This window comes from Geodermatophilus sp. SYSU D01036, assembly GCF_054050435.1.
Genome location: NZ_JBJGZJ010000012.1, coordinates 13,564 through 25,905, shown reverse-complemented (window position 1 = coordinate 25,905; position 12,342 = coordinate 13,564). Strand labels below are relative to the sequence as shown.

At 75.6% G+C, this 12,342-nt stretch carries 13 protein-coding genes; 6 read left to right on the top strand and 7 right to left on the bottom strand.

Annotated features, from left to right (window positions below; all coding sequences use genetic code 11):
* Positions 1-37: 37 nt before the first annotated feature.
* On the bottom strand, positions 38-652 hold the full coding sequence (locus tag ACI8AR_RS13545) for a maleylpyruvate isomerase family mycothiol-dependent enzyme (RefSeq protein WP_457051491.1): 615 nt from the start codon (positions 650-652) through the stop codon (positions 38-40).
* Between the two features lie 124 nt (positions 653-776).
* On the opposite strand from ACI8AR_RS13545, the gene ACI8AR_RS13540 reads away from it, so the two are divergent.
* The 3 genes from ACI8AR_RS13540 (at position 777) to ACI8AR_RS13530 (ending at position 3,497) form a co-directional block, all read left to right on the top strand.
* Positions 777-1,358, top strand: coding sequence for a nucleotidyltransferase family protein (locus ACI8AR_RS13540; protein ID WP_457051490.1), 582 nt, complete (start codon positions 777-779; stop codon positions 1,356-1,358).
* Complete coding sequence (locus tag ACI8AR_RS13535; protein ID WP_457051489.1) at positions 1,355-1,765, top strand: molybdenum cofactor biosynthesis protein MoaE; 411 nt, start codon at positions 1,355-1,357, stop codon at positions 1,763-1,765. Before ACI8AR_RS13540 ends, ACI8AR_RS13535 begins: the two co-directional genes overlap by 4 nt.
* 142 nt (positions 1,766-1,907) lie before the next feature.
* The gene (locus ACI8AR_RS13530) at positions 1,908-3,497 is read left to right on the top strand and encodes a SpoIIE family protein phosphatase (RefSeq protein ID WP_457051488.1); all 1,590 of its coding nucleotides are present in this window, start codon (positions 1,908-1,910) and stop codon (positions 3,495-3,497) included.
* Here ACI8AR_RS13530 and ACI8AR_RS13525 read toward each other — a convergent pair.
* From ACI8AR_RS13525 to moaA, 5 genes are all read right to left on the bottom strand, one after another.
* Positions 3,494-3,721: a hypothetical protein gene (locus tag ACI8AR_RS13525; protein ID WP_457051487.1), complete on the bottom strand. Its 228-nt coding sequence runs from the start codon at positions 3,719-3,721 to the stop codon at positions 3,494-3,496. The genes ACI8AR_RS13530 and ACI8AR_RS13525 overlap by 4 nt on opposite strands.
* Positions 3,718-4,782, bottom strand: a complete 1,065-nt coding sequence (locus tag ACI8AR_RS13520; RefSeq protein ID WP_457051486.1) for a hemolysin family protein — start codon at positions 4,780-4,782, stop codon at positions 3,718-3,720. The genes ACI8AR_RS13525 and ACI8AR_RS13520 overlap by 4 nt, the downstream gene beginning before the upstream one ends.
* Positions 4,775-6,163, bottom strand: coding sequence for a hemolysin family protein (locus ACI8AR_RS13515; RefSeq protein ID WP_457051485.1), 1,389 nt, complete (start codon positions 6,161-6,163; stop codon positions 4,775-4,777). Before ACI8AR_RS13515 ends, ACI8AR_RS13520 begins: the two co-directional genes overlap by 8 nt.
* Positions 6,164-6,232: 69 nt before the next feature.
* Positions 6,233-6,478 (bottom strand): MoaD/ThiS family protein, encoded by a 246-nt coding sequence (locus tag ACI8AR_RS13510; RefSeq protein ID WP_456937546.1) that lies wholly within the window; start codon positions 6,476-6,478, stop codon positions 6,233-6,235.
* 3 nt (positions 6,479-6,481) lie between these two features.
* A complete protein-coding gene (moaA, locus tag ACI8AR_RS13505; RefSeq protein ID WP_457051484.1) occupies positions 6,482-7,561 on the bottom strand; it encodes a GTP 3',8-cyclase MoaA in 1,080 nt (359 codons plus the stop codon).
* A gap of 256 nt (positions 7,562-7,817) precedes the next feature.
* On the opposite strand from moaA, the gene ACI8AR_RS13500 reads away from it, so the two are divergent.
* Together ACI8AR_RS13500 and ACI8AR_RS13495 are read left to right on the top strand one after the other, a co-directional pair.
* Positions 7,818-9,080, top strand: coding sequence for an MFS transporter (locus tag ACI8AR_RS13500; protein ID WP_457051483.1), 1,263 nt, complete (start codon positions 7,818-7,820; stop codon positions 9,078-9,080).
* Between the two features lie 73 nt (positions 9,081-9,153).
* The gene (locus ACI8AR_RS13495) at positions 9,154-9,993 is read left to right on the top strand and encodes an aldo/keto reductase (protein WP_457051482.1); all 840 of its coding nucleotides are present in this window, start codon (positions 9,154-9,156) and stop codon (positions 9,991-9,993) included.
* Positions 9,994-10,076: 83 nt separating this feature from the next.
* On the opposite strand, the gene ACI8AR_RS13490 is transcribed toward ACI8AR_RS13495, so the two are convergent.
* Positions 10,077-10,886: a DUF3097 domain-containing protein gene (locus tag ACI8AR_RS13490; RefSeq protein ID WP_456937550.1), complete on the bottom strand. Its 810-nt coding sequence runs from the start codon at positions 10,884-10,886 to the stop codon at positions 10,077-10,079.
* A 324-nt stretch (positions 10,887-11,210) separates the two neighbouring features.
* Between ACI8AR_RS13490 and ACI8AR_RS13485 the strand changes: the two genes are divergently transcribed.
* Positions 11,211-12,203, top strand: a complete 993-nt coding sequence (locus ACI8AR_RS13485; protein WP_457051481.1) for a PRC and DUF2382 domain-containing protein — start codon at positions 11,211-11,213, stop codon at positions 12,201-12,203.
* Positions 12,204-12,342: the final 139 nt, after the last annotated feature.

The following is a 12,342-nucleotide window of genomic DNA, read 5'->3' as shown; positions in this document are numbered from 1 at the left end:
GGTCCGGGAGGGCGGCCCCAGGACGCCGGCGGCCGGGTCAGCGGCGGGGCAGCGCCCGGCCGTCGGGGAGCCGGCGTCCGCTCAGCAGCGCGACCAGCGCGCCGGTGTCCGCGCGGACGACCGCGCCGTCCCCCCGGCTCCACGCCGTGTCGGTGGCCTCGAGGCGGACGCCGGTCAGGTCGATCCCGAAGACCGCGCCGTCCGCGGCGGTGAGCGAGTCGAGGACGGCGGCGACGGCCCCGGCCGGCGCGACCGGCGGCCGGCCGAGGGCGACGGTCACGTCCAGGGAGTGGACGACGGCGTGGACGAGGGCGCCGGCCGCGCCGCCGCCCGGCGGCTGCCACGCGTGCAGCACCGGCGACCGCAGGGCGTCCAGGAGCTCCCCGGCCGGCAGCGAGGCGTCGCGGGCCGCCACGGTGTCGGAGAGCACGGTGAAGTCGCCGCCCGCCGCCGCCATCTCGGCGCCGAACTGCTCGGCCGACAGCCGCGCCGGCATGGTCACGTGCGCCACCACGTGCCGGACCCGCCACCCGGCGCACAGCGACGGGGCGTCCCAGCTGCCGTCCGCGTCGGCGGCCAGCAGCCCGGCGAGGCCGTCGTACGTGGCCGCCGTCCAGCCCTGGAGCCCTTGCACGTCCGTGTCCGCGGTCATCCCGTTCCCTCTCGTCCGGTCGGAGCGCCCGTCGGGGGCGCACTGGGGGAGACCGTGCCCGACGCCGGGACTCATCGCCCCGCCCCGTGGACGGACCGCACCACGCGCGGGGGAGGCTGGGGTCATGACGACGGTCGCCGGGCTGGTCCTCGCCGCGGGCGGGGGGCGGCGCTACGGCATGCCCAAGGCGCTGGTCGAGTACGACGGCAGCCTGCTGGTCGAGCGGGCGGTGCGGACGGCGCGCGCGGTGTGCGACCCGGTGCTCGTCGTCCTGGGCGCCCGCGCGGTCGACGTGTGGCGGACCGCCGACCTCAGCGGCGCGACCGTCCTCGCCAACCGCGACTGGGAGACCGGCATGGCCTCGAGCCTGCGCACCGGCCTGGACGGGCTGCGCGGGTGGCCCGGACGGGTCGACGCCGCGCTGGTCACGCTGGTCGACATGCCCGGGATGACGCCGGAGGCGCTGCGCACCGTGGCCGGGCACGCCGCCCCGGACGCGCTGGCGGTCGCCACCTACGACGGGGTCCGCGGCCACCCGGTGCTGCTCGGACGCGACCACTGGGCCGGGGTGGCCGCGACGGCGACCGGGGACGAGGGCGCCCGCCGCTACCTGGCCGCGCACCCGGTCACCGAGGTCGACTGCACGGGCCTCGCGGACCCGGTGGACCTCGACGTGCCGCCGGGCGGGGTAGCTTCGGCGCCGTGATCGCCCGGGTCGTCGACGAACCGCTGTCGGTCGCCGAGCACGAGCAGGCCGTGGCCGACGCGGGTGCCGGCGCCGTCGTCTCCTTCTCCGGCGTCGTCCGGGACACCGACGGCGGCCGGTCGGTGACCGAGCTGGAGTACGTCGGCCACCCCACCGCCGCGGCGGTGATCACCGAGCTGGCCGAGGAGTTCGCCGCCCGCCCGGGGATCCGCGCGGTCGCGGTCTCCCACCGGGTCGGGCTGCTGGGCGTCGGCGACGTCGCGCTGGCCTGCGCAGTCAGCTCGGCCCACCGCGGGGAGGCCTTCACCGCCTGCGCCGAGCTCGTCGACGAGGTGAAGAAGCGGCTGCCCATCTGGAAGCGCCAGGTGTTCACCGACGGCGACGAGGAGTGGGTGGCCTGCCCCTGAGGCAGGTCTCGTCCGGGTGTCGGTGCGGCCGGGTTCCTTGACCGGCCGGGGCGCGCGTGGCACAACGGTGCCCACTCCAAGGGTGGGGTGGGTCTCCCCCCGGTGTGCCCGCGCACAGCGGCCGGACGACAGCGAGGTTCCCGTGCCCGCGCCGGAGCGCGACCCCGTCCTCGAGGCGATGCCCCTGGGCTACATCGCCGTCGACGCCGACTGGCGGGTCGCCTACGTCAACGTCACCGGCGAGGCCGTGGTCGGCCGGACGTGGGAGCAGCTCGTCGGCACCTGCTTCTGGACGTCGTTCCCCGCCGGCCGGGACGACGCGTTCGGCCGGGTCTACCGCGAGGTGATGGCCACCGGCACCCCGCAGAGCATCGAGGCCTACCACCCCGAGCCGCTCGACTGCTGGTTCGAGGTGCGCGCCGTCCCGCTGCCGACGGGCCTGGCCCTGTACTTCTCCGAGGTCACCGCCCGCCGGAGCGCGCAGGACCGGCTGGCCCTGCTGGCCCGGGTCGGCTCCGAGCTCACCGGCACGCTCGAGCTGGCCGAGGCGGTCCGCCGGATCCCGCGGCTGGTGGTGCCCGAGCTCGGCGAGGCCTGCCTGCTCACCGTCCTCGACGACGACGGCCGCCCGCGCGACCTGAGCTCCTGGCACGGCGACCCGGCCCGCCGCGAGCTGCTGGCCCGCTACGCCGCCGTCCGGCTGCCCGGGATGCCGGCCGCCGCCCCGGTGGTCCGCGCGCTGGCGGGGGAGACGGTGGCCGCCGACGGCGCCGCGGTGCTCGCCGCGATCGAGGACGCGGAGGCCGCCCGGCTCTACCGCGAGCTGGGCGCGCCCGCGGTGCTCGCCGTCCCGCTGCCCGGCCGGGAGCGGGTGATCGGCGCGCTGACCTTCCTCGCCGCCGGGAGCCGCAGCGCCGCCCGGGTGGACCCGCTCACCGCCCGCGAGGTCGCCGGCCGGGTGGGCCTGGCGCTGGACAACGTCCGGCTGTTCGCCCACCAGCACCAGCTCGCCGAGGCGCTGCAGCGGAGCCTGCTCACCGACCCCCGCGGCTCCGGGCTCGGCGCGGTCGAGGTGCGGTACACCCCGGCGGCGGAGGCGGCGCGGGTCGGCGGCGACTGGTACGACGCCTTCCCCCAGCCCGGCGGGGCGACGACGCTGGTCATCGGCGACGTCGTCGGGCACGACACCGCCGCCGCGGCGGCGATGGGCCAGCTGCGCTCGCTGCTGCGCGGCATCGCCGCCTACAGCGACGCCGGCCCGGCCGAGGTGCTGCGCGGGCTGGACGAGGCGATGGCGACCCTCGGCGTGGACACCTACGCCACGGCGGCCGTCGCCCGCTTCGAGCGGGTACCAGGGGAGGGCGCGGCCGGGCGCACCCGGATGTGCTGGTCCAGTGCCGGCCACCTGCCACCGCTGGTCCTCGACCCGGCGGGCCGGCCGGTCGAGCTGCCCGCGCCCCCCGGCGACCTGCTGCTCGGCGTCGACCCGGCCGGCGTCCGCGCCGAGAGCGCCGTGGTCCTCGAGCCCGGCTCCACGGTGCTGCTGTTCACCGACGGGCTGGTCGAGCGGCGCGGCCTCGACCTCGACGCCGGGCTGGCCCGGCTGACCGGGGCCGTCACCGAGCTGGCGGGTCGGCCGCTCGACGAGCTGTGCGACGAGGTGATCGAGCGGCTCGTGCACGGCCGGCCCGAGGACGACGTCGCCCTCGTCGCCCTCCGCCTGGGGGGCTAGCGGACCGGCGCCTGCCCGTCCTCGTCGGTCGGGCGGGCGTGCCCGTGACCGTGCCCGTGCGCGGCCTCCTCGGCGCGCTCCTCCTCCAGCTCGACCTCGCCCTCCAGCCGGTGGGCCTCGCCGGCCACCTGCGCGGCGGCGTCGCCGTGCGACTCGCCGTAGACCTCCTCGGCCCGCCCGAGCAGCTCCTCGGCCTTCGCCTTCGCCTTCTCGATGAAGCTCATCGCGCTCCCGTCCTCTCGGCGTTCCGGTGTGCGGAGTCCCGGTGTGCAGCATCCCGGATCTCGCCCACGAGCTCCTCCAGGATGTCCTCGAGCGCCACGACACCGACCACGCGGCCGCCCTCGGTGACCGCGGCGAACTGGGCGCGGTCGGCCTGCATGACGCCCAGGGTGCGGCGCAGGTCGTCCTCGGCGGCCACGCGGGGCAGCGGCCGGGTGATGTCCCGGACCCGCGGCTCCGGCGCGCCGTCGGCGACCAGCACGTCCTTGACGTGCACGTAGCCGAGAAGCTGCTCGCCGTCGGCCACCGGGAAGCGGGAGAAGCCGGTGGTGGCCGCGGCCCGCTCGACGGCGGCGATGTCGTCGCCCGGCGCGACCACGGTCAGCGCGGCCCGCGGGATGAGCACCGAGCGGGTGTCGCGCTCCTCCAGCTGCAGCGCGCCGGTGAGCAGCTCGTGGCCGCGCTCGTCGAGCAGGCCGCCGGCGCGGGACTCGTCGATCAGGCCGGCCACCTGGTCGCGGGTGAAGGCGCTGGTCACCTCGTCCTTGGGCTGCACGCGCAGCAGCCGCAGCACCCCGTTGGCCAGCGCGTTGAGCGCCACGATCAGCGGCTTGAGCACCGTGACCACGCCGGACAGCAGCGGGGCGAGGACCAGCGCGGCCCGGTCCGGGCCGGCCAGCGCCAGGTTCTTCGGCACCATCTCGCCGATCACCACGTGCAGCGCGACGACGACGGTCAGCGCGATGACGAACGAGATCGGGTGCACCAGCGCCTCGGGCACCGACAGCGCCTCGAACACCGGCTCGAGCAGGTGCGCCACCGCGGGCTCGCCGATGGCGCCCAGCCCCAGCGAGCAGACGGTGATGCCCAGCTGCGCGCCGGCCATCATCAGCGACACCCGCTCCATCGCGGCCAGCGTGGTGCGGGCGCGGCGGGAGCCGGCCTCGGCCAGCGGCTCGATGGAGGAGCGGCGCGCGGAGATCAGGGCGAACTCCGCGCCGACGAAGAACGCGTTGGCGAGCAGCAGCACGACGGCGACCAGCACGCCGACCCAGTCACCCACGGTCGTCCTCCTCGTCGTCGCCGGTGGTGGCCGGCAGGCCGCCGACGACGGCCCGCTCGACGCGGGTGCCGTCGACCCGCTCGACCTGCACCCACACGCCGGCCGGCAGCCCCTCGGCCTCGGCGGCGAGCTCCGGCGGCAGGGTGGGCCGCGCCTCGATCCGGTCGCCGACCTCGGGGATCCGGCCGAGCACGTGCAGGACCAGGCCGCCGAGGGTCTCCCAGTGCCGGTCGGCCGGCACGGCCAGCCCGGTGGCCGCGGCGACCTCGTCCGGCCGCAGCAGCCCGGACACCGACCAGGTGCCGTCGCCGCGGTCGACGACGTCGTCGCCGGTCTCCTGGTCGTGCTCGTCGGTCAGGTTGCCGACGATCTCCTCCACGAGGTCCTCGATGGTCACGACGCCGTCGGTGCCGCCGTACTCGTCGACGACGACGGCCATCTGCAGCCCGCCGCGGCGCAGGTCACCGAGCAGGTCGTCCAGCCGCCGGGAGGTGGGGACGAACAGCGGCGGCAGCATGACCGCCGAGACCGGGGTGGCGGCCCGCCGGTCGCGGGCGACGGCGAGGGCGTGTTTCACGTGGACCATCCCGACGACGTCGTCGACGCCGCCGTCGTCGACGACCGGGAACCGGGAGTGCCCCGAGTCGCGCGCGGCGGTGAGCACCTCGGCCACGGGGGCGTCGGCGGGGACGGTCGTCATGCGGGTGCGCGGGGTGGCCGCGTCGCTGGCGCGCAGCTCACCGAAGGCCAGCCCGCGCTCGAGCATCACCGCGGTCTCGGCGGGCAGGGTGCCCTGCCGGCCCGAGCGGCGGACCAGCGAGGTGAGCTCCTCCGGCGAGCGGGCCGAGGCCAGCTCCTCCTGCGGCTCGACGCCGAACAGCCGGCGCAGCATCGCGTTGGCCCAGCCGTTGAGGAACCGGATGACCAGCGACGTCGCCCTGGTGAAGCCCCGCTGGAAGCCGGCGACGGCGCGGGCCGTGCGCAGCGGCTCGCTGATCGCCACGTTCTTGGGCACCAGCTCGCCGAACACCATGGTCAGCACGGTGGCCAGGACCAGGGCGAGGGTGATCGACACCGACCGGGCCGCGGCGCCGGACAGGCCGGCCGACTCCAGCGGCCCGCGCAGCAGCGCGGCGATGGAGGGCTCGGCGACGAAGCCGATGGCCAGGTTGGTGACCGTGATGCCGAGCTGGGCGCCGGACAGCTGGGTCGACAGCGTCCGCAGCGCGGCGAGGACGCCGGCCGACCCGCGGACGCCGGCCTCGGTCTCGCGCTCGACGGTGGCCCGGTCGACGGTCACCAGGGCGAACTCGAAGGCCACGAAGGCGGCGCAGGCGAGCACCAGCAGGACGCCGACCAGGACCAGCAGCCACTCGATCACGGGAGGACCTCGGTGGCGGGGGAGGGCAGGGGAGGGCTCGTATGGTGAGGCTGGCTCACGAGGGGGCGGTCATCCTCCGGCGAAGGGGGGCAGCACGTCCACGACCGCCCCGGTCGACAGCTCCAACGCGCGGTCGCGGGTCTGCGTTCCGTCGACCAGGAACGAGCAGGCGGTGAGCACCCGTTCGAGGCGCTCGCCGTGGGCGTCCACGATCCGGCCGACCAGCTCCTGCAGCGTGCCGGCCTCGCAGGTCTCGGTGTCCACGCCGGCCGCGGCGCGGGCGCCGGCGAAGTAGCGGACGGTGACGGTGCCCATGCCTCAGCCGCCGATGGCCGACATGGGCCGGGACGGCTGCAGGAAGCTCGGGTCGTCGATGCCGTGGCCGGGCAGCTTGGCCAGGGTGGCGATCCGCCAGCGGTCGGCGAGCTCGGCGTCGGTGGCGCCCTCGCGCATCGCCGTCCGCAGGTCGGACTCCTCGCGGGCGAACAGGCAGTTGCGGACCTGGCCGTCGGCGGTGAGCCGGGTGCGGTCGCAGGTGCCGCAGAACGAGCGGGTGACCGAGGCGATGACGCCGACGGTGGCCGGGCCGCCGTCGACCAGCCACCGCTCGGCCGGCGCGGAGCCGCGCTCCTCGGTGTCGGGCGCGAGGTCGTGCGCGGCCGAGAGCCGCTCCAGGACGTCCTCCGCCGTGACCATCTCGCCGCGGGTCCAGGCGTGGTGCGCGTCGAGCGGCATCTGCTCGATGAACCGCAGCTGGTAGCCGCGCTCGAGGCAGAAGTCGAGCAGCGGGACGGCGTCGGCCTCGTTGATGCCGCGCAGCAGGACCGCGTTGACCTTCACCGGGGTCAGCCCGGCGTCCTGGGCGGCCTGCAGCCCGGCCAGGACGTCGTCGAGCCGGTCGCGGTGGGTGAGGGCCTTGAACCGCTCGCGGTCGAGGGTGTCGAGGCTGACGTTGATCCGGTCCAGCCCCGCCGCGGCCAGCGCGGGGGCGACGCGGGCCAGCCCGATGGCGTTGGTGGTGAGGCTGACCTCCGGCCGCGGGCGCAGCGCCGTCGTCGCCTCGACGATGCCGACCAGGCCCGGCCGCAGCAGCGGCTCACCGCCGGTGAAGCGGACCTCGCGGATGCCCAGCTGCTCGACGCCGATGCGGACCAGCCGGACGACCTCGTCGTCGGTGAGCTGCTCGACCTTGGGCAGCCACTGCAGGCCCTCGGGCGGCATGCAGTAGGAGCAGCGCAGGTTGCAGCGGTCGGTGAGCGAGACCCGCAGGTCGGTGGCGACCCGGCCGTGCCGGTCGACCAGCCCGCCACTGCCCGGGACGGCACCGCCCGGGACGGCACTGCCCGGGACGCCGTCGGCCGGACGGGTCCAGGGGTCGGGCAGCGGGGTGGCACTCACGCCGCGAATGTAATCCGGAACGCCGATCCCGTCCCCCGTCCCGCGACGGGGCCCGGCCGGCCGCCGCATCCGCGGAGCCGATCGGCGGACGCGGGCCGCTGGTGCGGATGCCGAGGTTGCAGCCGGGTTGCCGGTGGGCGAGCGGGCGGAAACCGGGACGACGACGTCGGTGCCCGTTGTTACGGTCGGGACGCCACCCGAGAGTCCGGCGGGCAGTCCCGCACTCGCCTGTGGCCAGGAAGCGCGAGAAGAGCCCGTGTCACCCCGCACGCTGTTCGGCCCCTACGGCCGCCTGTTCGCCGTCCCCGGAGCCGTCTGGTTCTCCCTCGCCGGGTGGGTCGCCCGGCTCCCCCTGCCGATGCTCGGCCTGGGCGCGGTGCTGCTGGTCGAGGGCGAGTCCGGCAGCTACGGCCTGGCCGGCGCCGTCTCCGGCACCCTCGCCCTCGCGGCCTCGGTCGGCGGCCCGCAGTGGGCCCGCGCCATGGACCGCCGCGGCCAGGGGCGGGTCCTGCAGGCGGCGATGGCCGCCTACCTCGTCACCGGGCTGGCGTTCGTCGGCGTCGTCGTCGCCGACGGGCCGCGCTGGGCGTGGTTCGCCCTCGCCGGCCTGACCGGGGCGAGCCTGCCCAACATCGGCGCGCTGGTCCGCGCCCGGTGGGCGGCCGCGCTCGAGGACGCCGAGCGGCGGCAGACCGCGTTCGCCTTCGAGTCCGTCGTCGACGAGGTCGTCTTCGTCGTCGGCCCGCCGCTGGTGACCGTGCTCGGCACGATGGTCGCTCCCGCCGCCGGCTTCACCACCGGCATCGTGCTGGGCACCGTCGGCGGGCTGTGGCTGGCCCGGCAGCGGGCCACCGAGCCGGTCGCGGTGCCCACCCACGGCGGCGGCGGGCACCGCCGGCCGGCCGCGCTCAACGCGGCGGTCCTGCTGGTCTGCGCGACCTACCTGGGCGTGGGCACCGTGTTCGGCGCGATGGACGTCGTCGTCGTGGGCTTCGCCGAGGAGCAGGGCGCGCCCGCGCTGGCCGGGCTGGCGCTCGCGCTCTACGCCGGCGGCAGCCTGGTCGCCGGGCTCGCCTACGGCGTGGCGCGGCTGCGCGGCACGCTGGCGACCCGGTTCCTCGCGACGGCGGTCTTCTTCGGGTTGGCCGCGCAGGGGCTGTGGGCGGTGACCTCGCTGCCGCTGCTGGTCGGCGCCGGGTTCCTCGCCGGGCTCGCCGTCGCGCCGGTGCTGGTGTCCGGGACGTCGCTGGCCGAGTCGCGGGTGCCGCGGGCGGCCCTCACCGAGGCGCTGGCCTGGACCAACACCGGCCTGACGCTGGGCGTCACCGCCGGGTCGGCGCTGGCGGGGGCGGCGGTGGACGCGTGGGGCGCCCGGGCGGCGTTCGCCGTCCCCGCGCTGGCCGCGGCCGGCGCGGCCGGGCTCGCGCTGCTCGGCGCGCCGCTGCTGCGCCGTCCGGCGGCCGTGGCGGAGCCGACGGAGGGGCGGGCGTCACGGGTTGGGGACGCGGTCGGCGGGTAGGCGGGCTCCTCGGGGGCCGGGTGCGCCGTGGAGTGGCGCGCCGCCCACCGTCCGCGACCGAGAGGGAGAGCCCGTGGCCACCGTGCCCACCATCCGCCTGAACAACGGCGTCGAGATCCCGCAGCTGGGCTTCGGCGTGTTCCAGATCCCGCCGGACCAGACCGTGGAGGCGACCCGCACCGCGCTCGAGGTCGGCTACCGCCACATCGACACCGCCGAGATGTACGGCAACGAGAAGGAGGTCGGCCAGGCGGTCCGCGAGTCCGGCATCGACCGGTCGGAGGTCTTCGTCACCAGCAAGCTCAACAACGGCTACCACCGCCGCGACGACGCGCTGAGGGCCTTCGACCAGACGATGGCCGACCTCGGCCTGGACCACCTCGACCTGTTCCTCATCCACTGGCCGCTGCCCACGATCGACGTCGACTACGTCGAGACGTGGAAGGCCATGGAGGAGATCTACGCCGGCGGCCGGTGCCGCGCGATCGGCGTCTCCAACTTCAACCCGCACCACCTGCGCCGGCTGTTCTCCGAGACCGAGGTGCGCCCGGCGGTCAACCAGATCGAGGTGCACCCCTACCTCGCCAACGACGAGGTGCGCGCCTTCGACGCCGAGCACGAGATCGTCACCGAGGCCTGGTCGCCGATCGCGCAGGGCAAGGTCCTCGACGACCCGGCGATCGTCGCGATCGCGGAGAAGCTGGACCGCACGCCGGCCCAGGTCGTGCTGCGGTGGCACGTGCAGCGCGGCGACGTCGTCTTCCCGAAGTCGGTGACCCGCGCGCGGGTCGAGGAGAACTTCGCGCTGTTCGACTTCGAGCTCGACGAGGGCCAGATGGCCACCATCACCGGTCTGGACCGCGGCGAGCGCACCGGCCCCGACCCGGACACGTTCGACTACATCCCGGGCTGACCGCCCCGCCTGACCGCGATCACGGCGCCGTGACCACCGGAGGACCCTCCGGCCCGGTCACGGCGCCGTGATCGTCTCGGGCCTCAGTCCGTCGTGACGAAGTCGATGAGCTCCTCGACCCGGCCGATGAGCGCGGGCTCGAGGTCGGTCCAGGTCCGCACGCGGGCCAGGATGCGCTGCGCCCACACGTAGCCGGTGTCGTCCTCCCAGCCCAGGCGGCGGCACACACCGGTCTTCCAGTCCTCGCCCCTCGGCACCTCCGGCCAGGCGCGGATGCCGACGACGGAGGGCTTCACCGCCTGCCAGATGTCGATGAACGGGTGGCCGACGACGAGCGCGTGCTGCCCGGTCACCTGCTCGGCGATCCGCGACTCCTTCGACCCGCGCACCAGGTGGTCGACCAGCACCCCGAGCCGCCGGCCCTGCCCGGGGCGGAACTCGCGGACGATGCCGGGCAGGTCGTCGACGCCGTGCAGCGGCTCCACGACGACGCCCTCGATGCGCAGGTCGTGGCCCCACACCTTCTCGACCAGCTCGGCGTCGTGCTTGCCCTCGACGTAGATGCGGCCCTCGCGGGCGACGCGGGCGCGCGCGCCGGCCACGTAGGTCGAGCCCGAGGCGCTGCGGGTCGGCGTCACCGGGCCCTTCGGCGTCGGGCGCACCAGCACCACCGGGCGGCCGTCGACCCAGAAGCCCGGGCCGAGGGGGTAGGCGCGGACCTTCCCGAACCGGTCCTCGAGGTGGACGACGTCCTTCTCGCAGCGCACGACCGCGCCGACGAACCCCGAGCTGGGGTCCTCGACGACCAGATCGCGTTCGGCGGCCACCTGCGGCGGCGGCTTCTTGACCGTGCGGGGGTGCACCAGGTTGTCGTAGGGGGAACGGGGCGGCACCCTCCCAGGAGAGCCGATGACCGCGTGCGAGCCCGGCAGACGCGCCGAGGGGACCGCGTGTGAGGGAGGCCGCGACACGCCCGGGGAACCGGCCGATTGCGGAACGTGACGGTACGTCGCGATGAGTCGACGACAGCGGGGGATACGCGAACGCCCCCCGGACCTGCGGAAACGCGATCCCGGCCGCCGGGCCCGGCTCGACCGGCGCGGTACACGCTCAGCCACCGAAGCGTCGCATTCGATCTCCGTCGTTTCGCTCCGCCGAGCCCGGTCACCCATTAACCCGACCGTCACACCACAGCTCAGATGGGAGCGAGAGCGACGATGATCGGCACCGACACCATCAGCCGCGTGATCGGCCAGGACGTCTACGACGAGGCCGGCGAGAAGATCGGCTCGGCCTCGGAGGTCTACCTCGACGACGAGACCGGTCAGCCGGAGTGGGCCACGGTGCGCACCGGGCTGTTCGGCACCAAGGAGTCCTTCGTCCCGCTGCGGGACGCCGACCTGACCAACGAGGGCCTGCGCGTACGCGTGAGCAAGGCCCAGGTCAAGGACGCCCCGAAGATCGACACCGACGGGCACCTGTCCCCGCAGGAGGAGCAGGAGCTGTACCGGTACTACGGCCTCGGCTTCGGCTCGGGCACGCAGACCACCACGCAGACCACCACGGACGTCGGCACCGCCGGCACCTACTCGCTGGACCAGGACCGGTCCCAGCAGGACCTGACGACGGCCGGCACCGGCACCGCCGGGATGGCGACCGACCGGGACCGTGACGGCGTCCGCGACGACGTCCGCGGCGCCGTCGGCCACGACACCTCGGGCCCGACGACCGACAACGCCATGACCCGCTCCGAGGAGCACCTCAACGTGGGCACCCAGCGCGTCGAGGCCGGCCGGGCGCGGCTGCGGAAGTACGTCGTCACGGAGAACGTGAGCCAGACCGTCCCCGTCTCCCACGAGGAGGTCCGGGTCGAGCGCGAGCCCATCACCGACGCCAACATCGGCAACGCGATGGACGGGCCGGCCATCTCCGAGGAGGAGCACGAGGTCGTCCTGCACGCCGAGCGCCCCGTGGTGTCCAAGGAGGCCACGCCGGTCGAGCGCGTCCGCCTCGACACCCAGACGGTGACCGAGCAGGAGACGGTCTCCGACCAGGTGCGCCGCGAGGAGATCGAGGTCGAGGGCGGCACGGCGGGCGTCGCCGGCACCACGACCGGGACGACCACCGGCACCACCGGGGACGACCGCAGCCTCGTGCAGAAGGCCAAGGACGCCCTGGACCGCGACAACGACGGCAAGATCGGCCGTTGATCCGGTAACAGCACCACGGCCCGGTCCTGACCGGGCGCACCAGACGGCGGTGGCCGGCCGGAGACGATGACTCCCGGCCGGCCACCGTGACGTCTGCCACGGTTGCGGGCACCGGGACCGTGGCGTGTCGCGCGCCTGC

Coding starts and splice junctions, on each gene's coding strand:
- ACI8AR_RS13545 (WP_457051491.1), bottom strand. CDS start 652: ATGACCGCGGACACGGACGTGCAAGGGCTCCAGGGCTGGACGGCGGCC.
- ACI8AR_RS13540 (WP_457051490.1), top strand. CDS start 777: ATGACGACGGTCGCCGGGCTGGTCCTCGCCGCGGGCGGGGGGCGGCGC.
- ACI8AR_RS13525 (WP_457051487.1), bottom strand. CDS start 3,721: ATGAGCTTCATCGAGAAGGCGAAGGCGAAGGCCGAGGAGCTGCTCGGG.
- ACI8AR_RS13510 (WP_456937546.1), bottom strand. CDS start 6,478: ATGGGCACCGTCACCGTCCGCTACTTCGCCGGCGCCCGCGCCGCGGCC.
- ACI8AR_RS13485 (WP_457051481.1), top strand. CDS start 11,211: ATGATCGGCACCGACACCATCAGCCGCGTGATCGGCCAGGACGTCTAC.